This window comes from Streptomyces sp. 142MFCol3.1 (genome assembly GCF_000424945.1).
GTDB classification, from domain to species: domain Bacteria; phylum Actinomycetota; class Actinomycetes; order Streptomycetales; family Streptomycetaceae; genus Streptomyces; species Streptomyces siamensis.
In genome coordinates, this window is the sequence record NZ_AUKV01000005.1 from 145,769 (window position 1) to 167,796 (window position 22,028).

Annotated in this window: 21 protein-coding genes; 12 read left to right on the top strand and 9 right to left on the bottom strand. The window is 69.8% G+C overall.

Translation table 11 applies throughout. The features are described from left to right. The first annotated feature begins 41 nt into the window (after positions 1-41). The 3 genes from H305_RS0108835 to H305_RS0108845 all read left to right on the top strand — a co-directional run bounded on the left by H305_RS0108835 (position 42) and on the right by H305_RS0108845 (position 2,581). A complete protein-coding gene (locus H305_RS0108835) occupies positions 42-527 on the top strand; it encodes a DUF1877 family protein (protein ID WP_158690498.1) in 486 nt (161 codons plus the stop codon). Positions 528-557: 30 nt separating this feature from the next. Continuing rightward, a complete protein-coding gene (locus H305_RS45055; protein WP_158690499.1) occupies positions 558-1,100 on the top strand; it encodes a hypothetical protein in 543 nt (180 codons plus the stop codon). Between the two features lie 86 nt (positions 1,101-1,186). Continuing rightward, positions 1,187-2,581: an SMI1/KNR4 family protein gene (locus H305_RS0108845; RefSeq protein WP_028800076.1), complete on the top strand. Its 1,395-nt coding sequence runs from the start codon at positions 1,187-1,189 to the stop codon at positions 2,579-2,581. 86 nt (positions 2,582-2,667) lie between these two features. On the opposite strand, the gene H305_RS0108850 is transcribed toward H305_RS0108845, so the two are convergent. Continuing rightward, a complete protein-coding gene (locus tag H305_RS0108850) occupies positions 2,668-3,276 on the bottom strand; it encodes a hypothetical protein (RefSeq protein WP_234020666.1) in 609 nt (202 codons plus the stop codon). Between the two features lie 588 nt (positions 3,277-3,864). Between H305_RS0108850 and H305_RS0108855 the strand changes: the two genes are divergently transcribed. The 3 genes from H305_RS0108855 to H305_RS0108865 all read left to right on the top strand — a co-directional run bounded on the left by H305_RS0108855 (position 3,865) and on the right by H305_RS0108865 (position 8,144). Continuing rightward, positions 3,865-6,036 carry an FG-GAP repeat domain-containing protein gene (locus tag H305_RS0108855; RefSeq protein WP_028800078.1) on the top strand — a complete coding sequence of 724 codons (2,172 nt, stop codon included), beginning with the start codon at positions 3,865-3,867 and terminating at the stop codon, positions 6,034-6,036. A gap of 300 nt (positions 6,037-6,336) precedes the next feature. Then, positions 6,337-6,489, top strand: a complete 153-nt coding sequence (locus H305_RS53320) for a hypothetical protein (RefSeq protein WP_158690500.1) — start codon at positions 6,337-6,339, stop codon at positions 6,487-6,489. A gap of 170 nt (positions 6,490-6,659) precedes the next feature. Further along, positions 6,660-8,144 carry a SulP family inorganic anion transporter gene (locus H305_RS0108865; protein ID WP_028800079.1) on the top strand — a complete coding sequence of 495 codons (1,485 nt, stop codon included), beginning with the start codon at positions 6,660-6,662 and terminating at the stop codon, positions 8,142-8,144. 98 nt (positions 8,145-8,242) lie between these two features. Here H305_RS0108865 and H305_RS55725 read toward each other — a convergent pair whose 3' ends face one another. The 5 genes from H305_RS55725 to H305_RS0108885 form a co-directional block, all read right to left on the bottom strand. Continuing rightward, positions 8,243-8,989 (bottom strand): MFS transporter, encoded by a 747-nt coding sequence (locus H305_RS55725; RefSeq protein ID WP_267880788.1) that lies wholly within the window; start codon positions 8,987-8,989, stop codon positions 8,243-8,245. A 26-nt stretch (positions 8,990-9,015) separates the two neighbouring features. Then, positions 9,016-9,549, bottom strand: coding sequence for an MFS transporter (locus H305_RS55730; protein ID WP_267880789.1), 534 nt, complete (start codon positions 9,547-9,549; stop codon positions 9,016-9,018). 199 nt (positions 9,550-9,748) lie between these two features. Continuing rightward, the gene (locus tag H305_RS0108875; RefSeq protein WP_051370490.1) at positions 9,749-10,909 is read right to left on the bottom strand and encodes an MFS transporter; all 1,161 of its coding nucleotides are present in this window, start codon (positions 10,907-10,909) and stop codon (positions 9,749-9,751) included. Between the two features lie 32 nt (positions 10,910-10,941). Next, on the bottom strand, positions 10,942-11,499 hold the full coding sequence (locus tag H305_RS0108880) for a Chromate resistance protein ChrB (protein ID WP_028800081.1): 558 nt from the start codon (positions 11,497-11,499) through the stop codon (positions 10,942-10,944). A 213-nt stretch (positions 11,500-11,712) separates the two neighbouring features. After that, positions 11,713-12,549 carry a hypothetical protein gene (locus tag H305_RS0108885; protein WP_234020668.1) on the bottom strand — a complete coding sequence of 279 codons (837 nt, stop codon included), beginning with the start codon at positions 12,547-12,549 and terminating at the stop codon, positions 11,713-11,715. 226 nt (positions 12,550-12,775) lie between these two features. Here H305_RS0108885 and H305_RS0108890 point away from each other — a divergent pair, with 226 nt between their 5' ends. After that, positions 12,776-13,327 carry a SigE family RNA polymerase sigma factor gene (locus tag H305_RS0108890; protein ID WP_028800083.1) on the top strand — a complete coding sequence of 184 codons (552 nt, stop codon included), beginning with the start codon at positions 12,776-12,778 and terminating at the stop codon, positions 13,325-13,327. After that, the gene (locus H305_RS0108895; RefSeq protein ID WP_028800084.1) at positions 13,324-14,694 is read left to right on the top strand and encodes a PQQ-binding-like beta-propeller repeat protein; all 1,371 of its coding nucleotides are present in this window, start codon (positions 13,324-13,326) and stop codon (positions 14,692-14,694) included. Before H305_RS0108890 ends, H305_RS0108895 begins: the two co-directional genes overlap by 4 nt. Positions 14,695-14,734: 40 nt before the next feature. Here H305_RS0108895 and H305_RS55985 read toward each other — a convergent pair whose 3' ends face one another. After that, positions 14,735-14,860, bottom strand: coding sequence for a hypothetical protein (locus tag H305_RS55985; RefSeq protein ID WP_420708039.1), 126 nt, complete (start codon positions 14,858-14,860; stop codon positions 14,735-14,737). Between the two features lie 410 nt (positions 14,861-15,270). Between H305_RS55985 and H305_RS0108900 the strand changes: the two genes are divergently transcribed. Continuing rightward, complete coding sequence (locus H305_RS0108900) at positions 15,271-15,729, top strand: DUF485 domain-containing protein (RefSeq protein ID WP_028800085.1); 459 nt, start codon at positions 15,271-15,273, stop codon at positions 15,727-15,729. Beyond that, the gene (locus H305_RS0108905) at positions 15,726-17,336 is read left to right on the top strand and encodes a cation acetate symporter (protein ID WP_028800086.1); all 1,611 of its coding nucleotides are present in this window, start codon (positions 15,726-15,728) and stop codon (positions 17,334-17,336) included. Before H305_RS0108900 ends, H305_RS0108905 begins: the two co-directional genes overlap by 4 nt. Positions 17,337-17,911: 575 nt before the next feature. Here the strand turns inward: H305_RS0108905 and H305_RS0108915 are convergent. Beyond that, positions 17,912-18,748 (bottom strand): SCO2400 family protein, encoded by an 837-nt coding sequence (locus H305_RS0108915; protein ID WP_028800088.1) that lies wholly within the window; start codon positions 18,746-18,748, stop codon positions 17,912-17,914. A gap of 600 nt (positions 18,749-19,348) precedes the next feature. On the opposite strand from H305_RS0108915, the gene H305_RS49300 reads away from it, so the two are divergent. Continuing rightward, a complete protein-coding gene (locus H305_RS49300; protein WP_158690502.1) occupies positions 19,349-20,035 on the top strand; it encodes a hypothetical protein in 687 nt (228 codons plus the stop codon). 321 nt (positions 20,036-20,356) lie between these two features. Then, positions 20,357-21,154, top strand: coding sequence for a hypothetical protein (locus tag H305_RS45070; protein ID WP_199791364.1), 798 nt, complete (start codon positions 20,357-20,359; stop codon positions 21,152-21,154). An 8-nt stretch (positions 21,155-21,162) separates the two neighbouring features. On the opposite strand, the gene H305_RS0108930 is transcribed toward H305_RS45070, so the two are convergent. Next, on the bottom strand, positions 21,163-21,900 hold the full coding sequence (locus H305_RS0108930) for a GbsR/MarR family transcriptional regulator (protein ID WP_028800090.1): 738 nt from the start codon (positions 21,898-21,900) through the stop codon (positions 21,163-21,165). Positions 21,901-22,028: the final 128 nt, after the last annotated feature.

The following is a 22,028-nucleotide window of genomic DNA, read 5'->3' on the forward strand; positions in this document are numbered from 1 at the left end:
CCGTATCCCTTCTTCTCGACCTTCCCTTCGGAGGACAATTCGTGAGTGTGACGTTCAGGCTGCGGAGATTTAGACCGGAAGAATTGAACACCCCGGTGGAAGACCTTCTGGAGATGATTCCGCTCAAGTCCTCCGAAGAGGACTTCGCCCGGGAGACGCAGAGCCTCGAACTCCTCGACCTCGGGTCGGAGTGGGACATCGTTCACGCCGCACTGACCGGGGGCGACGGCGACACCGGAAGCATCGCGTACCAGCCCGTGATGGGAGGCGCTCTCCTCGGTCGTACGGAGAGGGAGATCGTGGTCCGCCTGACGCCCGACCAAGTCAGGGCCGCCGCCGATTTCACGGCGGCGCTCGATCGCCGGGAACAGGTCGGCCGTCACCTCGACGTACTGGCCGACGTGCACGGAGGGGAAATCTCGGAGCGATTCGCCGCCCATCTCGTCGATGTACTGAACTCCTTGTGCGACTTCTATGCGGCGGCGGCCGCACATGGTGACGCTGTGGTCAAGGCGATCTACTCCTGAAGGATCCGGCGTGGCCGAACCCATTTACGGATGCCAGGTGACCAGTTGAGCCTTAGACGACTGGAGGAAGCGCTGCCGGCGTTGCTCCGGTTCCGGTCGGACGAGCCCAGGGGAGTGGACTGGAACTTCCTTATGGAAGAGACAGGCATCGTCTTCCCACGGGACTTCGTCGAACTCGCCGAGGCGTACCCGCCTTTCGCCATCGATGAATTCCTCGGACTTCACATTCCGTGCCCGGGGCAGGAGGGCCATTTCGTCTCAGGGATGAGAGGACTGCTCAGGGATCTGTCCGATCTCCGGGAATCCGGTATGTCGCATGAACATGTGCCGTATCCCGAACCGGGTGGTCTCATCCCCTGGGGCGACTCCTGCGAGGGGGACGTCTTCTTCTGGCGTGCGAACGAAACGAACCCGCAGTCCTGGACTGTTCTCGTCAGCGGTCACAACGACGACTGGTGCGAATTCAACGGAACCTTGACGGCATACCTGGCCGGTCTGGTCACAGGGGCCGTACCACCGGATGGCCTGCCGCCGGACTTTCCGGGCCCGAAACCCGCCGTCGAAGTCGACTGACGGAGCAACCGAGGCGTCGGCGTCGATGTCAGTGCCTCCCGTGACAATCACCTCACAACATTGACCGCGCCGATCGGAGGCACCTGTTGTCCACGCTCCACGAGTTCGCGACCTGGGAGCCGATCCTGCAGGTCCTGCGGTCGGTTCGCACAGCGACGCTGGGCGCTCTGGACGGCCACGTCGCGGGACGGATCGGCACTCACTCGTACAGCGTGCCGATGTCATCGGGGAGCATGTTCACGATGCACGGGCAGGCATCCGGCGCGGTGGACGGACAGCCCGAGTCGGAAGCCGTGCAGCGGGTGCGGAGCGCGCTCGCGGAGGCAGAAGTCGACGGTGTCTCCTTCGTGGCCCGGATGTCCCCGGACGGCCCGGCCTCGCTGGTCCTGCTCGACTTCGGTCCCGCTGTGGAGGCGGAGGTCACCGGCCCGCTGCCGGGTGCGCTCGTGCTGGTCGAAGGCGCCGTGCCCGAGCCCTGGCGCAGGCTGCCCGCTCCGATGCCGAGCGCGAAGCCCTCGCCGGCGGCGGATCCCGCGGCTCTGGAGAGCTTCCTGCGCGAGTGTCTCCCCGACGCGGCCGGCGCCACGGAGGGGGAGCTGGCAGAGGCGGAGGCACGTCTCGGTGTCTCCCTGCCCGACGAGCTCAAGGCGCTGTACCGGGTGACCCAGGCCCGATGGGAGGACTGGGACGACGACTACGAGTCTGTCATGCGGCTCGCCGGCATCCTCGGCTGCCACCTGGTCACCCTCGACGAGCTGTACATCGCCGACATCGCCTCACGCCGGAGCCCGTGGCGGTCCGCAGCGATGGAGGCGGAGGCGTTCGACACCGGGTCCGGCACCGCGGTGCAGGGGCTGGTCGGCTCACCCGGCTGGATCGTCTTCGGCGACGTGGACGGCGATCGGATGGTGGTCGACCTGACCCCGGGACCGGGCGGGTACATCGGGCAGGTCATCGTCCTCAGGCGCGAGGAGAGCATCGGCGCGACCCCGATCGCGGATTCCCTCACCGAACTCGTGTTCCCCGGACGGGGCCGGCGCGGCCGCCGCCGGCGCGTGGGTGAAGAGGTGCCGGCCGTGGCGCACGTCCACAGCTGTGGTCCGGGCAGCATCGAGGCCGCCGCGCACCCCGCACTGGAGGTGCTGAGCATCGGCTTGTGGGAGGGCGAACCGCTCAGCCTGGCACCCGTCGCAGACCTGCCGCGCCTGCGCAGCCTCAGGGCCCACCCGGGCACACTCGCCGACCCGGTGGAGATATCCCGGCTCGACGGCCTGGAGTTCCTCGAGCTCTGCCCGCAGGACTGGCGTGCGCTCCTGGACGCCGACGCGGTCCCACGAAGCCTGCTGGCCGCCGCCATCGAGGTGCGCAACGACGTCGACCCCCTGTCGGTCGTGGACCTCACCGACGAAATCCTCGCCCGCTGGGACCGCCCCCGGATCACCCGCACCACCCTGGAAGGGAACCTCGGCCCCGTGCCGTAACCCAAGCCGGCCGGGGTGGCAGGGAAGCCTGCCGTGCACCGTGACGGGCATCGCAGTCGGACCCCCGCGACGTCGGTGGGGCGTGGTCATGCTTCTATGCGGAGCCACGTGTCGCCTGTGCGGAGCCAGAGGGAACCGTCGCGGCCCTGGCCGCAGTATTTGACGACTCGACCGGGCACCCGCAGCTGACGGCGGCTGGTCACTGCCCAGGCGGTGTCGTCGAGTTCGGCACGTACGAGCTCGACGGACCGCTTGTTGTGGTCTCGGCGGGTGAGTACGGCCCTGGTGCCGCGGACCGCGAATCCGTCCGGGTTGGGCACGGGGCTCGGACAGCTCGCAACGTCGCCCGTGGACGGAGTGATCCGTGTCAGGAAGGTGCCGCCTTTGCCGTTGCCGGAGTACCAGACGAGCCACACCTGTTCGCCCTCGGTCGCGGCGGTGCAGCCTTCCAGCGGGTGGTCGGGCAGCCGTCCCTCGGGAGCCCAGGACGCCCGGCCCTGAGTGTTCCACCCCGCGAGGCCGGCTCCTGACTCGGGGTGGCCGCCGTAGATGCCCTCGTCGCCGTAGGCCGTCCAGATGCCTCCGGCGACGTCGGTGACCAGGGCGGGAATGTCGTCACCGACGCAGAATTCGGCCTCAGGCGTACCCGTCGGGGAGAACACCACGGCGTTGGGCGCCCAGTGGTCCTCGGTCATGTTCCGGAACGTACGACCGCCCACCAGGAGGAATCGGGAATCCGGCAGCAGGGCCAAGTGACCGGGCCGGATCCGAATGTCCTCCACCAGGATGCGCCGCTCCTCCTGCCCTGTGACAGTGACCAGCTCACCCGGGAACGGGACCTGCGGGCTCCATCCGATCCACCCCTTGGCGCGACGCGTGTGATCGAGATGTCGCCGGTGGACCAGCAGGACCGCGAGCTCCCCGGCGGGCCCGACGCTCCACCAAAGGGCTCGTAGCCCCCGGACGGCATCAGCAGTGGGAAGCCGCCACACCTTGTGGATCGCGGCATCGGAACCAACAGTCCTGGGACGGAGATTCATCGGCAGTCGCCTCTGGGACTCCGGGTGCTGAACAGCCCGAAGAGCGCGACTCTACCGGACCTCGCCCAGCCCGATTCCAGGTCCTTGCCGCGGTCCGCGCCGACGGGTCGGCCGGACTTCTCCGAGGAGGCAGGGAAACCTCCCACGCGGGACGATCTTGGCTGATATACGCTTCGCCTGACTTGTTCGAACAGTCCGGCGATTCCGTGTCACCGGATACGTTCTGCCCGGGGGGGCATTCCTATGACTTCGCAGTCCCGCGCGGTGCTCGGCATCGCGCTCACTCCCGTTCTCGCCCTGGGGGCCGCGGCTCCGGCCGCCGCGCACACCACCGCCGCGGCCGCGGCCACCGGTACCAGCGCCGAGGCCGTCGGCACGGCCGCGTCCGCCGTGGACACGCGTGCACCGGGCCCGTGGGGCACCCGCACCCTGCACACCTCGAACCCCGACCCCGTCTCCGCCTCGGGCGGGGTGAACGCGCTGGTCTCGGCGGGCAACGGCGCTCTCGTCTCCCTCACCGGCGACGGGCTGTCCCGTTCCACCAGGATCCGGCCCGCCGGCAGCACCGGCTGGCTCGCCCCGCAGACCTGGCCGGACGCCGGCGGATACAACACCGAACTGGTCTCGCTCGGCGACGGCTCGGTGCGCCTGGCCTGGCGGGACAAGCGCGCCGACGACCACAACAACTACTGGCTGAAGGTCGCCACCCTCACCCCGGGCGCGACCGCCTTCTCCGAGCCCGAGTACGTCGCCGCGGTCCCCGAGAAGGGCTACCACCACCTCGCGGCGACCCCCGACGGCCGGCTGGTCGCCGTGTGGTCGGTCTCCGGCGTCGTGAAGGCCGCAGAGAAGACCGGCCCCCGAGCCGCGTGGACCGCTCCGGCCGACCTCAACGAGCAGCCGCCGTCCGGCAGCCGGGACATCTCCAACATGGACCTCGCCGTCGCCAAGGACGGCACCGCCCTGCTGGTGTGGCAGTGGCAGTCGAGCAAGGCCGTCGTCGCCCTGGAGAAGGCCCCCGGCGCGACCGCCTGGACCGCGGTCCAGAACTTCCCGGTCCCGGGTGCGGACCTGGCGCGCCCGAAGGTGTTCGCCGCTCCGCAGGGCGGCTTCGACGTGTTCTACGACGACCTCGCGCACCTCATGCACACGCGCCGGTCCGCGGGCGCCACGCAGTGGAGCACCCCGCGGTCCGCCGCCAACTACGGCAGCACGTACGGGATGACGGCGCCCGTCTACCTGCCCAACGGCGACCTCTTCGTCGCCGGCGGGCCCGGCTACTCGACCGGCCCCTGGTACGCGGTGCGTTCGGCCGCCACCGGTGCCTGGCAGCCGTACACGCAGGCCTTCTCCACGCACAAGAAGGTGCGTGCGATCGGCGCGGTCGCCACCTCGGGCGGCACGGTCACGGTGACGTGGCGGGAGGGCTACTCGGGCGAGGAATACGCGATGGCCGCCGTCTTCAAGGGCGGCACCTGGTCCGCCGCGCGTCGGCTGAGCGCGACGAGCGCCCAGTCCACCGGCGTGCCCCAGGTGGCGGCCGACGCGCACGGCCGCCCGGTCGTGCTGTGGGACGAGTACAAGCTGACCGAGACGAACGGCATCGCCCTGGGCGGCGTCTACCAGGCCACCACCACCAGCCGCTCGCTGCCCAAGTGGCGCGACTACACGGACGACGGCAAGGCCGACCTGTTCGGCCGGGACAGCAGCGGGCTGAAGGTGTACGCCGGCGACATGACGAAGCTGTCCGCGGGACAGCGCGCGAGCAGCTGGCCGACGGGCACGCTGGTGCTGCCGTTCGGCGACCTCGACGGCGACGGCTGCAACGACGTGTTCGTCCGGTACCCGCAGGGCGAGGCCCGCGTCTACCCGACGATCTGCGGCGGCCTGCCCGACCAGCAGTCGTCCCACGTCAAGGTCTCCTCCGACTGGAGCGCCTACGACGCGGTCCTCTCGCCCGGCGACGTGACGGGCGACGGGCGGGCCGACCTGATGACCCGGTCCGCCTCCACCGGCAACCTGTACGTGTACGCGAACAACGGCGCGGGCGGCTTCAAGGCCCGCACGCTCGCCGGGTCCGGCTTCGGCGGCTACAAGAGGCTGATCGCCGCCGGCGACCTCAATGGCGACGGCAAGAACGACCTGCTGGCCATCGACGCGTCGAACGAGCTGTGGCGGTTCAACGGGACCGGCACCGGCACCTTCAAGCCTCGTTCGCTGGTCTTCAAGGACTGGGGCACGTCCTACAAGGACGTGATCGGCGGACTCGACCTGTCCGGCGACGGCCGGGCCGACCTGATTTCGCTCGACAAGGACGGCCACGCGTGGCTGAACCGGGGCGACGGCCAGGGCGGCTTCAGCAACCGGTCGCAGGTCGGCAAGGCCACGAACTGGTCGGGTATCCGCATCTCCTGACGACGTCGGTCCGGCGTTCGTCGGCCGCTCGGGACCACGGGGTCCGGAGCGGCCGCCATCGCGACCGGTTCCGGCGGGTCCGCCCGGACCACCTCGACCCGGATGGATGGGACGCGATCACGGCGGCGCGCCGGGCGCTCCTGCGACCTGGTCCGAGCCGTGCGCGGGGGATCACACGCCTCGCGCCGTACCCGGTGAACCGTCGTCACCCCGTAGATGAGGGCGGCTCCGGCCGCACCCAGACGCTCCCAGGAACGCTGCCCTCGCTGGGTCCGGTTGCTGACGAACGAACCGGCGACGATGCCGAGCAACGTCGTCAGCGCGGCGCTGCTCGTCGTGGCGATGAAGGTCCAGTCGATACTCACGGTGGACAGTGTCAGCGCTTCCTCGGAGGACCCGGAAGTACGCGTCGTTGATCAGCCGGGGAGCCGCCTGCCCGGACCGCAGGGCTGACCGGCACGGTGAGGGGTGTCGACGCAACACCCCGCAGGGACCTAGAGCGGGCCGCCCACGGCCTGCCGTCCGGCTTTCCGTGCTCGATCCTTCCGCGCCCTGCCGTACGGGCGCGGACGAACGCGACAGGTAGAACGCCCTTGCTTTCCCCCGTGCCCTTCTCCCGCCTCGTGCCCGCAGGTCTCCGGCGCGGGTCCGGTGGACCCGCCTGGGCGTCTCCGAAAGTGCTGCGCACCGAGACGCTGGCGGGCCTGGTCGTCGGCCTCGCGCTGATCCCGGAGGCGATCTCGTTCTCGGTCATCGCCGGCGTCGATCCGAAGGTCGGCCTCTACGCGGCGTGCATCATGGCCATGGTGATCGCCTTCGTCGGCGGCCGGCCCGCGATGATCTCCGCCGCCACCGGCGCCGTCGCGCTCGTCGTCGCGCCTGTCGTCCGCGCCCCCGGTCTGGGCTACCTGATCGCCACCGTCATCCTCGCCGGTGTCTTCCAGGTGGTCCTGGGCGCGCTCGGTGTGGCCAAGCTGATGCGGTTCGTACCGCGCAGCGTGATGGTCGGCTTCGTCAACGCGCTGGGCATCCTGCTCTTCACCGCGCAGATCCCCAATCTGAGGAACGTGCCCTGGGCGGTCTACCCGCTCTTCGTCGCCGGCCTCGTCCTGATCGTGTTCTTCCCGAAGCTGACCAAGGCGGTTCCCGCACCGCTGGTGGCGATCTCCGTCCTCACCGTGATCACCGTCGCCGCCGGGATCGCCGTGCCGACCGTCGGGGACAAGGGGACCCTGCCCTCCTCCCTCCCGGTCCCGGGTGTTCCCGACGTGCCGTTCACCCTTCACACCCTCACGGTGATCGCCCCGTACGCCTTCGCCATGGCGCTGGTGGGGATCATGGAGTCGATGATGACCGCGAAGCTGGTCGACGACCTCACCGACACCCGTTCGAACAAGACCCGTGAGGCGGTCGGTCAGGGCATCGCCAACATCGTGACCGGCATCTTCGGAGGCATGGGCGGCTGCGGCATGATCGGCCAGACCATGATCAACGTGAAGAGCGGCGCTCGTACGCGGCTCTCCACCTTCCTCGCCGGCTTCTTCCTGCTCGTCCTGTGCATCGCGCTCGGCCCGGTGGTCTCCACGATCCCCATGGCGGCTCTCGTCGCCGTGATGATCCTGGTCTCCGTCGGCACCTTCGACTGGCACTCGGTCAGGCCCGCCACCCTCAAGCGGATGCCGATCGGTGAGACCGCCGTCATGGTCATCACCGTCATCGTCGTCGTGGCCACCGGCAACCTGTCGATCGGCGTTGTCGTCGGCTCCGTCACCGCCATGATCATCTTTGCCAGGCGTGTCGCCCACTTCACCCAGGTCACCTCGGTCACCGACCCCGACGGCACCCAGGTCGTCTACGCGGTGACCGGCCAGCTCTTCTTCGCCTCCTCCAACGACCTGGTCACCCAGTTCGACTACGCCGGTGATCCCGAGAAGGTCGTCATCGACCTCACCGGCACCCATGTCTGGGACGCCTCCTCCGTGGCCGCCCTCGACGCGATCGAGACCAAGTACGCCCAGCAGGGCAAGACCGTGGAGATCGTCGGCCTGAACGACTCCAGCGCTCACCTGCACGGCAGACTCAGCGGCGAACTCGTCGACAACCACTGACCGTCGGCGCGTGTGGGGCTCGGAGCGGCCGAGGCCCACACGCGCGCGTGCTCCCGGAGTTCCTCGATTCCTTCGAGGCCGGCCCGGCCGCCCGCGCATCAACTCGCGATATCGGGTGCGGACGTGGGTGGGGGAGAGGGAACATCGCGCATGTGGCGAAGCGGCGAGCAGAACACGAACCAGCCGGCCGCCCAGGAACCGATGAACGCCAACCAGAGTGCGGGCCGCACCCCGATCAGTGTGCCGAGTACCCCGCCGAGGATGCCGCCGACCGGCAGCGTGCCCCACACGACCCAGCGGACCGCCGCGTTCATCCGGCCCATCATCTCGGGCGGTGTCACCGATTGCCGGTAGCTGAGCTGGGCGACGTTGTAGACCATCCCGGCGAAGTACGCGATGCCCCAGCCCAGCGGGAACAGCAGCACTCCCCAGCCCTGCCAGGCCGCCGCGGCGATGACCTGCGGCGCGCTGAAGACCAGCATCGACACCCAGATGATGCGCGCCGAGCCGATTCTCTCGGCGAGGCGGCCGGCGAACACTCCTCCGGCGATCCCGCCGATGGCCGCGCCCGCCATGACCAGCCCGGTCAGCGCGGGACGCACGTGCAGCACCCGGATGAGGAAGACCATCGCCAGCGCCGAACTCATGCCGCTGAACAGGTTCGCGGTGCCCGTGCACGCCACGACCCTGCGCAGAACGCCGTGCCCGAACACGAACCTGAGCCCCTCGGCGATCCGGCGCCGCAGCGTCTCGTCCGTCGACCGTGCCGGCGGCGGCACCTCCCGTTTCCTGATCCCGATGATCGACAGGGCCGACACCGCGTAGGAGACCGCGTCGGCCGTCATCGCCCCCGCGGCGCCGAACAACCCGATCAGCCCGCCGCCCAGACTCGGTCCCCCGAGCTGCGCGAACGCCTGGGTGGTGTCCCCAGCTTGCCGTTGGCGCTCATCAGGTGTTCGGCGCGTATGAGTGACGGCACATAGCTCTGGTACGACACGTCGAAGAACACCGAGCACACACCCGCCGCGACCGCGACCACGTACAACTGCGCCATCGTCAGGACGCCGAAGGCGGCCGCCACCGGAACCGAGCCGATGAGCACCAGACGCACAAGGTTGCAGGCGATCATGACGGAACGCTTGTCGGCGCCGTCCACCAGCGCACCCGCAGGCAACGCGATCAACGCGAACGCCAGAGTGGTGGCCGCGGTCAGCAGTCCGACCTGGAACGTGCTCGCCTGGAGCACGACGACGGCGAGCAGCGGCAGAGCGACCTGGGTGACCGCCGAGCCCGTCTCACTGACCGTCTGACCGCTCCACAGCAGCAGGAAGTCCCGCTGACGCCACAGACTCGGAGCATCGGTCTCCGACCCGGCATCCCGCAGATCCTTCGCCACTTCCGTCACAGCGCCAACTCCGTTCTCAGACTCAGACCGCGGCCCGGACTGTACCGCTGATCATGAACACGCGGACCTGGTGCTCTTGGTTCTCGCCGACATTGCCCCGGCCTGTCGCTTCGGCGAGAAACGCTCGCCGGAAAGGTTGGGGGCAGGTGTCCCACCGCACAAGGCGATCGCCGCTGCCTGAAGTGGTTTGAACGTCCGCCTACTTGTCGGGTTCGGGCTCGGGTACGTCGGATGCCTCGCGACGGCGGGCGAACGCGAGTACAGCGCCCATCCCGGTCAGAGCGGCCAGCACGCCGAAGCCGTACGTGAGCGTGGCGAGCGAGGCGACGGCGGCGACGAGCAGAGGCCCGCCCGCGTCGCCGAGTTCGCGGCCGAGTTCGGCGGAGCCCATGGTCTGGCCCAGACGCTCCTGCGGGGTCGACGAGGCCAGGGCGGCGAAACCGAGCGGGGTGATCAGCCCGGTGCCGATTCCGATGAGGGTGGCGCCGAGAAGGAGGCCGGTCAGGCCTGGCAGCATCGCGCAGGCCAGCCCCGCGGCGGTGACCAGCAGCCCCGCCGTGAGGCCGCTGCGCGTGCTGAGACGCCCGTCGTCGAGGGCGCGCCCGGCACGTGGCTGGGCGACGGCCGAGCAGGCGGCGAGCAGTGACACCGCGGCCCCGGTGGCGACTGTGCCCAGTCCGGCGATGCGGCCGGCGACCGGCAGGAAGCCGACGCCGACCGACAGGGCCGCCGTCGCCGCGGCGAGCGCGGCGGTCGGTGCGAGGAAGGCCGGCTCGGCCAGCCGCCGGGCCAGGTCCAGTACCGTCTGCCGGGCCTTGGCCAGCGGTGGGACGACGGGAACGGCGACCGCGGCCCAGGCGGCGACCGTCGCGCCGAGGACGGTGAGGACGGCGAAGAGCAGGCGCAGCCCGCCGGCCCACACCAGGACACCGCCGAGCAGTGGGCCGAGGGTGTAGCCGATGGACTTGCAGAAGCCGTAACTGCCGAAGGCGCGGCCGTCTCGGGCGGCCGGGTTGAGCCGGGCGACGAGCGCGGAGGCGGACGGTGAGAAGGCGGAGGCCGCGGCGCCCTGCCCGAGGCGAGCGGCCCACAGCCAGCCGGGGCTGTCCGCGACGACGTACAGCGCGGAGGCGGCGGCGAAGGCGACCAGCCCGCCGAGCAGGACCGGGCGGGCTCCGATGTTGTCGGCGAGGGTGCCGAATACGGGCTTGAGGAGGACCTCGGCGCCGTCGTAGAGGGCGAGCAGGCCGCCGAGGACGAGCAGGGAGGTGACCGCGTCGTCGGCGCCGCCGCCGAGGCTGGCGGCGATGCCGTGCGCGCCGAAGGCGGTGGTGAGCCCGGCCGCGTACAGCGGCCACATCTGCCGGGCCGGGGCCGTCCGCCCGGTCACCGCTACTCCTGTGGGGTCTGGTGCAGGGCGGCGAAGACACGTTCCGCGTAGTCCTCGCAGGCCGCGGCGCACTGCCTGAGCCGCTCACCGGCCCCGGTTGCCTCAAGGGCGCCGAACACGTCGCGTGCGGTCAGTTCGCGGTGCCGAGGCCGCGGTCGCTCTGACTGTTCCTCTTCCTCCGGCTCGACCAGGGTGGGTTTGGCCGTGCGGATCTCCTCGGCCGGTTCCCGCTCGAACGTGACGCAGTCGGCCAGGAACTCCCGCCAGTGCTTGGGCCGGGCTGCGGTGAACAGTGCCTGGAAGCGGGCCGCGCCGTCCTCGCTGCGCCCGGAGACGTTCGACGTCACGGTCCGTCCGCCCGCGTGCTCGGTGAGCGTGATCACCCGGTCCATGCGGTCGGTGAAGACGGGCACGTCCGGGACGGCCCAGATTCCCTGGCCTAGGGAGAGCGCACCGACCTTGCGCAGTTCCCGCCAGACGGCGACCCGGTGCCGGGAGGGCTCGGCCGGGAGTTTGATCACGAGGATGATCCAGCGGCTCGCCGGTTCTTCGCTCGGCACACTGGAAATGTAGCACCAGTTACAAGCGTGGTTGTGGCGAGTGAGAGGAGCTCTCCCGCGGACGCGTGGTGCAGGTGAGCGGGCATCTCGGTGTGCGCCCAGATCTTCGCGGCTCGTGAGCAGAGCCCCCACTCCTTGCCGAGGGGCGATCGTAGGGCGCCGCGTGCAGGCTGACGGGAGTCGTCTCGTTCCGTGTTCGGTTGTTGGTCAGGTTCAACCGGCCAGTACCGCGGCGATGTTGGCACGGTAGGTGCGCAGTGCCCGCAGTGAGGCGGTGTAGCGGTCGTGGTGGCGTGCGATGTCCGCGGATTGCTTCTGCGCGCGTACGGAGTGCCAGAGTTCGGCGGTGTGGTGGCGGCGTTTGCAGGTGACGTCCGCTACGGCGGTGGCCCGTTCGCGCTGCGTGTGCCGGGTGTTGCCGTCGCTCGCCCGCTGCCAGGCGCTGTCCGTGTACGCCGCGGCGGGGTCCGAGTAGTGGGCGAATCCTTGGCCTGCCACGCAGCGGGACCACACGTCCCAGGCCTGGCGCAGGCGCGGGTCGCGCTTCACGGCCTTGTCGACCTCGATGGCGCGTCTGCCGGCGTAGAGCCAGTCCTTCTTGAGGTCGATGCCGCGCGTCAGGCGTTTGTTCGCCTCGGCGTTGCAGGCGGGCCAGTCGGCATACTCCTCGCCTGTCATGCGGCGGCCCTCGGGCCGGGAGCCCGGGTGCGCGGCCGGGTCCCAGCCGTAACCCCAGCGGCGAGCGATGTCGGGATCGAGGACCCCGTAGTCGGTGCCGACCGCGGTGGCGACGACGGGGTCGTGGGGGTAGCGGGGGTCGAGCGGGAAGCCGGGGTGGCCGCGGTGTGCCATGCACTGCCGGACCAGCAGTGCCGAGGCCTGCTGGGACCGCTGGTAGTCCTGCGGTGTGTAGTCGTAGCGGTCGGCCGGCAGCGGACCGAGGTCCGACGCCGTGCGGACGACTGCCGCGTGCTCCGGGCCGGAGGCACAGATCGCCGCCAGCACCGCCACTCCCGCCGCGACACCCGGCCGCCACCCCCGTCTCGCCATGCCCAGGGATGCTAGCGGGCGGCGCGTACACGTCCGAACGCGGCCCCGGCCGGCACCGTCGCGCTTCGTGTCCGGCTCTCGCGCCCACCGTCGTACCGTCTCCCGACGTGACGCACGACAGGATGGCAGCGAGGCGAGCACGATCTCGCGGAAGAAGCCGGCGACGCCAGACATAGATCGTCCGGGGTCCGCGCGTCCTTGTGAGCGTTGGACGACGGGAGGGCTGATGGACCCGCAGGACCATGAGAGATTCGAGGACTTCGTCGATGCCCGGTGGAGCGCCCTGTTGCGGCTGGCGAATCTGCTGACCGGCGGCGACCGGCACGAAGCCGAGGATCTGGTGCAGATCGCGCTGATGAAGGCGCTGGGCCGATGGCGACATATCGACGACCCGGAGGGTTATGTGCGCAAGGTGATGTACCGGCAGCAGATCAGCCGCTGGCGGCTGCGTCGCCCGCACCGCGAGGCCACGTTCGCCGCGCTGCCGGAGGATCAGGGCGTCGCCGACGGCACCGCCGCGGCCGACCTGCGGATCACCGTGGGCCAGGCGCTCGCGCGGCTGACCCCGCGGCAGCGGACGATGCTGGTGCTGCGCTACTTCGAGGACCTGTCAGAGACGGAAGTGGCAGGCGTCCTCGGCTGCTCGGTGGGCACCGTGCGCAGCACCACCCATCGGTCGCTGGCCCGGCTGCGCAGTCTCGCACCGGAGCTGGGCGCCTCCGCTCAGGGCGCAGCGACAGCCCCGAGCCACAACCTGCCGAAGGGAGCCCACACATGAACGCCGACCAGCTGGACCACGCGATCCGGGACGTCCTGCACAGCTGGACCCCCGACAACCCCAACGCTCCCGCGGGCATCGCCGACCGCCTTGTGCGCCGCCGCCGACGGCGCCTCCTCGTGCGCACCACCGGCGCGGCCCTCGCCCTCTCCGGCATCGCCTTCGGTGCGGTCTTCGCCACCGGTGGGGGTGGCGACGACGGGGCTCAGCGGCCGGCTTCGCGGGTGAGCAAGCAGAGCATCCTGCGGTGGCAGACCACCTTGCCCGCCGCGTCCTGGGACGCTTGCACCACCGGCCCTGGCGCCGTCTACTGCCGCGGGGTCTCGTACGACGGCATCGGCGTCAACGCCCGTACCGGAAAGGTCGAGTGGCAGCAGAAGGCCAAGGATGCCAACGGCGGCAGCACACCGGCCGGATCGCTGCCCGGCGTCCGTGACGGCATCCTGTACACCTACGCCGATCACGCCCCTGGCGCGTCCAGAGCCGGCACCGACCTCGTCGCCCTCGACATCGGCAGCAGGCGGGTCCTGTGGAAGCACGAGCTGGCCGACGACAGCCGTGACCGGTCCGATGCCGTGCTGTTCGACGGCAAGGTTCTCGCCAACTCCCCGACGTTCAAGAGCGTGGCCGCCCTGGACGGCAGGACGGGCCGGACACTGTGGACGTACTCCTGGAAGAAGGCCGACTGCGACCGGACCGCGGTCGGCGGCGTCCCGTACCTGGTGTGCTCGCCGGACAGTGAGAAGGCTCCACAGCAGAGCACCGTCGTACGGTTGGATCCGGCGACCGGCAAGCCGCGGACGGTAGCGACCGTCGAGGGCCCGGTGGGTCTCATCGGCTCGGACAAGGATGTCGTGCTGCTGGGCGCCCCGGCCGGCGGGCAGCAGTCCTTCAGTGTTTCCGGGCCCGCTACGTTGACCCGCGTCGACCTCGGCTCGGGCAAGGTGTCGCAGCACCCGGTCGACGGCATGCCGATGGGCGTGGTCACGGACGGCATCATCCTGGCGTCCGGCGGGAACGGCAGCGCCGTCGCGTTCTCGGCCGACAACGGCAAGCGGCTGTGGTCACGCGAGCTCGGGCTGACACTGCGCAAGGACGCAGACAACCCCACCATGCGGGAGCTGGCCTCCGCCGCCGCAGTGGATCTCAGCAGCAGGGTGGCCTACTACCTCGATCCGACCGGGCACCTGGTGGGCCTCGACCTGGACAGCGGTGCGGTGCGCTGGCGCGGCCAGGTGCAGCTGCCGAAGAGCCCGGTGACGGCAGGCATCGCCCCGGAGCTGATGGTCCGCGACCACGGTCTCATCGGCCAGACCGGCGGCGAGCTCTTCCACATCAAGCCCGTTCTGCCCAAGGCGGGTTCGTAGACAGGGGCAGCCGCAAGCAAGGCCGCGCGGGGGACCGGCATCACCACCGGCATCCCGCGCGGCCGCGGCGTGCTGCCTGCACCCCCGATCGGTGTCGCTCGTTCTCGTTGAGCCACTCGGCGAGGACGGCGGCTTCGCTGTGGTCGGCGTCCTTGGTCGCGGTCAGGAGCGTGACCTTGTCGTGGGCTGCCGGGGTTCGGAGCTGCTGTACGGCATCTTGTGCTCGGGGTCGCCGAGTTCGGTGATGTAGCGACGGCGGAACCCGGCGAAGCGTTCGGGTCGTGGTGGTACGGCAGGAGCCGAGGCAGGAGCACGAGGTCGACGAGCACCGGCCACGTCAGGACCACGATGCCCAGGCAGGCAGGCGCTCGGCCGAAGTTCCGGGAGTGGGGGTGACATACCGGCTCTGTGGGGGGCGAGATGGATGCCTCGGCGTCCCTCTTCATCACGGTACGGAATACCGACCGTTCAGTTTGTCGAAAGCCTTCCGTGCTCCGCATACCTATGAGTAGCGTACGTCGCCACCCCCCACTCCCTGCGGTCCGCACGGGCCCTGAGCCACGCAAGGAGCACGGGATGACGTTCTCGTCCCCCGAGTACCAACCAGGCCATCGGCCGCCGCCGCACGACTCGTCATTCGCGTCATCACCCTCGTATGCCGCCTATCCCCGGCAGGAGTCGCACGCGCGTCCGGAGTTCGACGGACACCGGGTCCGGCGCGACCAGGCGCAGCGTGGGCACAGCGACCTCGGCCTCCTGCGTGGCGCGTACCGCTGGCAGCGTCGTGTGGCGACCTTCACGGCGCTCGGGTACTTCACGCTCTTCCTGCTCCTGTCGGCGTTCGCGCCGTCGCTGACGACGGCCACCGTTTCGGGCGGACTCACCACGGGGCTGCTGCTCGGGTTGATCCAAGTACCCGTGACCTGCCTGGCGATCGGCCTGTACGAGTACACGGCGCGGCGGAGCGTCGACCCCATCGCCAACCGGATCCGCCATCAGTCGGAACCGGGAGCCAGGCGGGAGGACGTGCGATGACGGGGTTCAGCAGCTCGGCGCAGGCCATGTCGCTGGTGGCGTTCACCACGGTCGCGACGATCACGCTCCTGCTGTGTGTGATGACGGGACCCGACCGTGACGATCTCGACGAGTTCTATACGGGGTACGGGTCGCTGTCGCCGATGCGCAACGGGCTCGCCATCGCCGGGGACTACATCTCCGCGGCGACGGTCCTGTCCACGGGTGGCGTCATCGCGCTGTTCGGATACGACGGGATCGTCCTGGCGCTGAGCACCGCGCTCTCCCTGATGCTGCTGATGTTCCTGCTGGCCGAACCGCTGCGCAACGCGGGCCGGTTCACCATGGGCGACGCGCTCGCGCGGCGGATGCCCGGACGGGCGGTGCGCATCGCCGCGTGCGCGGTGACGATCACGGCGTTGGTGCCGATGATGCTGATCCAGCTCGCAGGCACGGGCGACCTGCTGGCGTTCATTCTGGGGTTCTCCAGCGATTCGATGAAGACGGGCTGCATCATCGGTATCGGCGCGATGATGATCAGCTATGCGGCGATCGGTGGCATGAAGGGCACGGCTCTCATCCAGATCATGAAGATCGTGATGCTGCTCGGCTCCGGCGCTGTCGTCGCCGTACTGCTGCTGCGACGGTTCGACTGGGACCTCGGCGCGCTGTTCTCCGTGGCGGCACGGCGCAGCGGCGTGGGAGATGCCTTCCTGCACTCGGGGTTCGAGTTCGCCGACGGGAAATATCCTCGGCTCGACATGATCAGTTCGCAGCTCACCGTCGTTCTCGGCGGGGCCTGCCTTCCGCACGTCACCATGCGCATGTACACCGCGAACAGCGCGCACCAGGTGCGCCGGTCGATGTCCTGGGCGGTGACCTGCGTGGCGATCTTCGTGCTCATCATCACGGTCATCGGCTTCGGAGCGACGGCGCTGGTCGGCCGTGCGGCGATCGCGGGCGCCGACCCGACGGGCAGGACGGCGTATCTTCTGGGCTCACGGGCCGCATTCGGGACGGACGTGTCGAGCGTCGAGACCTTCCTCTTCACCACGGTCACGGCCGCGCTCTTCCTCACCCTCCTCGCCTCGGTCGCCGGGATGATCCTGGCCTGTGCCAACTCCCTTGCACACGACGTACTCGCGGGCCGGAGGAGGACGACGACCCCGCAACGGGAAATGACGTACGCCCGGGTGTCGGCCGTGGCCGTGGGCATCCCCACCATTCTGCTGGCCACCCTCGTCCAGCACCACAACCTTCAGCCACTGGCTCTGCTCGCCGCCTCCATCAGTGCCTCCGCACTGGCACCGGCCCTGGTCTACAGCCTGTTCTGGCGCCGATACACACGCCTGGGTCTCATGGCCACCCTCATCGGAGGCACGGTGACCACCATCGTCCTCATGGCCGGTTCCAATCTGGTCTCCGGCTCCCACTTCGCTTCCTTCCCCGACGCCGATTTCAACTGGTTCCCCTTCACCACGACGGGGATCGCGTCCATCCCGCTGGGCTTCGCCTACGGATGGCTGGGGACTGTCGTCTCCGGCCGGCACAAGGCAGAAGAGCAACGGCGACAGTACGAAGCCGTCGAGGGCTGGATCCTGGCGGGCGCCGTGCGGAAGGGATCATGAGGCTGTGCCGTCCCGGCGATCGCCGGGACGGCACAGGGCACGGGCACGGCACCAATCTGAGCGCCTGCCGCCCGGTGTCCGGGGCCTGGGACACACGCATCTGCCCCGACATGCCCTGGGAACCGAGGGAAGGGTTCCACGCGCTCGCCGACCACTACGGGGCGCTCGAGTGGCACGGGACCTCCATCAGCGCTGCAACGTAATGCAGCGGCGCTGCTGAGCCGGGGCCGCGAACGCCGTGGTGTCCGCTCCTACGCGGCTGACCGTCGGCCGGCCGCTGCGGCGCGAGCGGCCTGGGCCGACGGACAGGGGCTTCCGAACCGTTCGACGGTTCCCCTCGCACGCGCCGCAGACATCATGTGGGTTCCTCGGCCTGCATCTGGCCACGCGAGACACCTGGATCTGCGCGTTCGGGGAGCAGATGGGGGGCTGGGACACTTCCCGTCGACATCGACATCGACATCGACATCGACATCGGCCTGCGGCGGTCGGCGGGGAGAGTCCGATCACGCTGATGGCGGTTACCTTGATGCCGTCCCTGCGCGCTCGCACAACATGCCGCCGGCCCGGAAGCCTCAGCCGAGGCACACCACGAGCAGGCAGATCTCGGTCGGCGATGTCGATATCAGGGCGGGGCTGGTCTGCGAGCCCGACGAGTCCGTGCCGTGGGCGGTCGCGGGGTCCGCCGACTGCTCCGTCGTCGTGCCGGGTTGGCTCGGTGCGGTGCTGTCGGCGGCGGGAGCGGTGCTCTGCGGCTGCGGTGTTGACGTCGCTGCCGGACGGGCCGGCCCTGTGGAGTCCGACCGGACGATCGGCAGCGTCGCCCGGGATGTGGCCGACAGGGACTGCTGTCGCGGGGCGTTGGTCGTCGACGGCTGCGGCAGGGAACGGGTGGGAGACGAGCCGCGCGTGTCCCGAGCGGGGGCAGGCGTGGATGCCGGGCGGTTCTGCCCGGGAGGCTGCTCATGCGCGACATCCATGGTCGGGTCGTCCGGCGCTGCGGCCGCCTGCGTCCGGCCGGTGGAGTGCCCGTCCATGGCGGCGATGGTCAGACCGCCTCCGACGAGCGCGACGGCGCTTGCGACCGCGGCCCGGCGCTTGTTCTTCTTCCAGCGAGCCAACTGGCGACGCCGCGCCGCCCGTCCCTGCTGCATGGGCGGCATGCTCTCGGTCTCGGCGGCCTCGGCGGCCGGAGCGTACGGGACGACGTCGTCCGAGGGGCTGTCGTACCACGTGCCGGCGCCCGTGCCGGCCTGGTGGGCCGTTGTTGCCGGTGCGACGCCCGTCCCCGCCGGGGCCAGTCGGATGTGGCCGTCGGCGGTGCGCGGGGCGATGTCCGGGGCGTAGGCGCCGCACCCGGGACACACCAGGGCACCGTTGAGGTGCCGACGGCACGAGGAGCAGTAATCCATATGTGGTTTTCCGGTCTTCCTGGGTCGACTGCGCTGGCGGCCCGCGCGGGCCACGGCCTGGTCAAATGTGCACAGGGGATCGAGCGACCAGTCACGCTAACGGGGCTTTCGAAAGGCTGTGTGCAGCCTGTGTGATGCTCCTGCGTGGGTTCCTTGCGCCGGGAGGGGACAAGGGACGTATCCGCGCAGATTCACCTACGGCAACGCGTCGCGGCTATGTGTGTGAGAACGAGACACACCACGGGTGTCTGCACGCTGTGAGGGCGTGGTCCCTCGCGCCGACCGGCGTCATGAGCGGGCGACGCGCCTGTGGATCCACACCGTGACCGAGGTGGTATCCGGCGTTGTGCCGTGTGCCGGGGTCGGACGCTGATCGAGGGACCGTTCCCACAGGGCGACCGGCCTTGTGGGGGCGCCGTCTCCGCCGCCTATAGGCGTTGTCTCCGGCTGGGTCAAGCCCCGAGTTCTCGGAGCGTGACCCAGCCGGACGAATCCCGCCTACTGGAAGTGCGGGCCTCACCGGAAACACCGGAAGAAAACGAGGCACCACAGTCAGTAAAAGCGTCTTTCGATAATCAGAAGGAAAATGCCATGAATCGCATGACCCGAAAGCACGGCACCATCCGTCCCAAGCGTCGGCTGAGCCTCGCCACGGTGGTGGCGTCGTCCGTCGTGATCGCCGGAGGCGTCATCCTGCCGGCCTCCGCCGCCATGGCAGCCCCGGCGTCCGCGCCGGCCGCGGCTTCCGCCACGGGGCAGAAGGACAAGCACTACAAGTGCTACAAGCACCACAAGAGCTACAAGTGCAAGAGCCACTGGAGGGGCGGTCACCACAAGGATCACTGGGGCGACCATCACGGGGGTCACCACAAGGACCACTGGAAGGACCACTGGAAGGACAAGGACCACTGGAAGGACAACGACCCCTGGAAGGACGAGCACAAGGACCCGAAGGGCCCGAAGGACTCCAGCGATCAGAAGGACACCGACGACCCGAACACGAAGGGCACGGACGAGGCGACCGACACGACCACTGAGGACGGGGCCACCACGGGCACCGACGAGGCGACCGACCCCACCACGGAGGACGGGGCCACCACGGGCACGGACGACGGGACCGGCACGGACGACGGGACCGGCACGGGCACCGATGAGAGTGCCGACACGGCCGGCACCGACGATGGCGGTGACATGGGCGGCAGCGATGACGGCGGCGGCGACATGGGCGGCAGCGATGACGGCGGCGGCGACATGGGCAGCAGCGACGGCGGCGGTGGTGAGGGCTGACCGACACTCCTGCCGATGGTTCGGACGGGTTGTCGACGCCCGGATCGCGTGACTCCTGGAGAGGGGGTGAAGGCCTCGAAGGCCTTCACCCCCTCTCTCGTCCTGCCCAACCCCATGGATCGAGGGGAGGCACCCTCATGCCGGGGCTCGGCCTTGAATCTTGGTTCGGTCCGTACTGGGCGGTAATGGGCTGTTCGGTCAACGAAACCCGGTGCCGTGCCAGGCGCCGGGCGTAGATGGTCGTCGGCCTGTGATCATGGGGCGCGGGCAGATGCGTGGCCGCCGTGGGCGCGCTCCTGGGAATGCGCTGTAGGTGATGTGGTGAACTGGCTGACCTCGCTGCCCGCGGTGGTGCTGGTCGTGGGCGGCCTCTTGCTGGCCTTTCTGGTCGCGGCCCTGGCGCGCATCGGCGTCCGGGCGCTCGTGCCGGCCGCGGAGCGGGACCGGGTGCCGCAGATCGTCACGCCGCTGATGCCGACACTCGGTGCAGCCTTCGCCATCTTTGCGGCTCTCTCGCTGGCCAGCGAGGCCGCTTACCTGCGCACAGCCGAGGAGCTGGTGAGTGACGAGGCGGCCGCGTCCTCGCGTCTGGCCTGGGCGGCGACAAGTCCGCGGGTCCGTTCGGAGCCGATCCATGCGGCCCTTGCGGACTACTTGACGACCTCGCGGGCCAGAGAATGGAAAGGTGCGGCCGCGGCGTCCGGTGACGACGTGATCACCGATCGCGCGATCGCACAACTGGAGCGGACCGTACGCGCCGAGGCGGCGCGACCCGAAGTGGGAACCACGGCAGGCACGGAGCTGGTGGTTTCCCTGGACGGTGTCACGAGCAGTCGGCGCGCCCGCGTCGCCGCTGCATCGCGCGACGTTCCCGCGCTCTACGTGGTCACGCTCGTGGTCAGCGGACTGGCCTTGATCGTGAACTCCGGCGCGCTGGTTTTCCGCAGCAGTCTGCGGACCTCACTGCTCATCGCGGGTGTGGCGAGCGTGGTCGGGCTGAGCCTCGCGTTGCTCTTCGCTCTCAGCGCGCCGTGGAGTGGGGCGTTCATCGCCAGTGGTCATCCGCTGGATGCCGTCATCGTGGACCTGAGGTCCGGCTTCTTCGGCGGCGCGCGGTAGGGGTGGGTTCAGGTGGTGCTGTCGGGGTAGGTCGTCGGGGGTTTGGTGTGGAGGATGTCGCGGGCTTGTTCGGCGGCCCGGGTGATGCTTTCGGAGACGAAGTCGAGGAAGCGGGCGATGTTCTCGAGGCGAGTGGCGGCGGGGGTGCCGGTACCGAGGACGGGGACGCCTTGGCGTGAGGTTTCCGCGAGTTGGGCCGTGGAGTGGGCGCTGGCGATCATGGACTGGTACCAGACGTCGTCGTCGACGACGTAGCGTTCGCGGCGCCCCTCGCCCGTCTCGCGGCGTACCAGGCCCTGGCTTTCGAGGAATGTGATGGCTTTGGAGATGGAGGCGGGGCTCACCTGGAGGTGTGCGGCGAGTTCGGCGGCGGTGAGGCTGCCGGAGTCGGTGAGGGTGAGGCAGGCCATCACGCGGGCCATCATGGTAGGAGCGCCGGAGGCCATTATGACGGTGGTGAACACCTCCTGGTACTCGCGCACCGCCTCGGCGTCGCGGCCGTAGGGCTGTTGAGGCGTCTTCGGGCCGCGGGGGGTGGTCTGTCTGCGGCGGTGGGCGCGGTGTTCGGTGGCGCGGTGGGCGATGTCGGCGCGGTAGGAGTTGGGGCCGCCGTTGCGCATGACTTCTCGGGTGATGGTCGAGGTCGGGCGCCCGAGGCGGCGGGCGATCTCGGCGTAGGCGAGGCCGTCGGCCAGCCCCAGCGCGATCTGCTGGCGTTCGGGCTGGGTGAGTCTGCCTCCCGGCATGCGCACTCTCCTTCGTTCGCTGCGTCTACGTCCACCATAGCGTTCACTCTCAATTCATTGCAACGGACTCGCTCTCGAGGTGTTGCGTTAGGTGCGAGGCCGTTGCAACAAAATTCACGCATCAACCT

Coding starts and splice junctions, on each gene's coding strand:
- H305_RS45055 (WP_158690499.1), top strand. CDS start 558: ATGCCAGGTGACCAGTTGAGCCTTAGACGACTGGAGGAAGCGCTGCCG.
- H305_RS0108850 (WP_234020666.1), bottom strand. CDS start 3,276: ATGACCGAGGACCACTGGGCGCCCAACGCCGTGGTGTTCTCCCCGACG.
- H305_RS0108855 (WP_028800078.1), top strand. CDS start 3,865: ATGACTTCGCAGTCCCGCGCGGTGCTCGGCATCGCGCTCACTCCCGTT.
- H305_RS53320 (WP_158690500.1), top strand. CDS start 6,337: ATGCCGAGCAACGTCGTCAGCGCGGCGCTGCTCGTCGTGGCGATGAAG.
- H305_RS55725 (WP_267880788.1), bottom strand. CDS start 8,989: ATGACGGCCGACGCGGTCTCCTACGCGGTGTCGGCCCTGTCGATCATC.
- H305_RS0108875 (WP_051370490.1), bottom strand. CDS start 10,909: ATGTGGCCGCTGTACGCGGCCGGGCTCACCACCGCCTTCGGCGCGCAC.
- H305_RS0108885 (WP_234020668.1), bottom strand. CDS start 12,549: ATGGCGAGACGGGGGTGGCGGCCGGGTGTCGCGGCGGGAGTGGCGGTG.
- H305_RS0108890 (WP_028800083.1), top strand. CDS start 12,776: ATGGACCCGCAGGACCATGAGAGATTCGAGGACTTCGTCGATGCCCGG.
- H305_RS0108895 (WP_028800084.1), top strand. CDS start 13,324: ATGAACGCCGACCAGCTGGACCACGCGATCCGGGACGTCCTGCACAGC.
- H305_RS0108900 (WP_028800085.1), top strand. CDS start 15,271: ATGACGTTCTCGTCCCCCGAGTACCAACCAGGCCATCGGCCGCCGCCG.
- H305_RS0108905 (WP_028800086.1), top strand. CDS start 15,726: ATGACGGGGTTCAGCAGCTCGGCGCAGGCCATGTCGCTGGTGGCGTTC.
- H305_RS0108915 (WP_028800088.1), bottom strand. CDS start 18,748: ATGGATTACTGCTCCTCGTGCCGTCGGCACCTCAACGGTGCCCTGGTG.
- H305_RS49300 (WP_158690502.1), top strand. CDS start 19,349: ATGACCCGAAAGCACGGCACCATCCGTCCCAAGCGTCGGCTGAGCCTC.
- H305_RS0108930 (WP_028800090.1), bottom strand. CDS start 21,900: ATGCCGGGAGGCAGACTCACCCAGCCCGAACGCCAGCAGATCGCGCTG.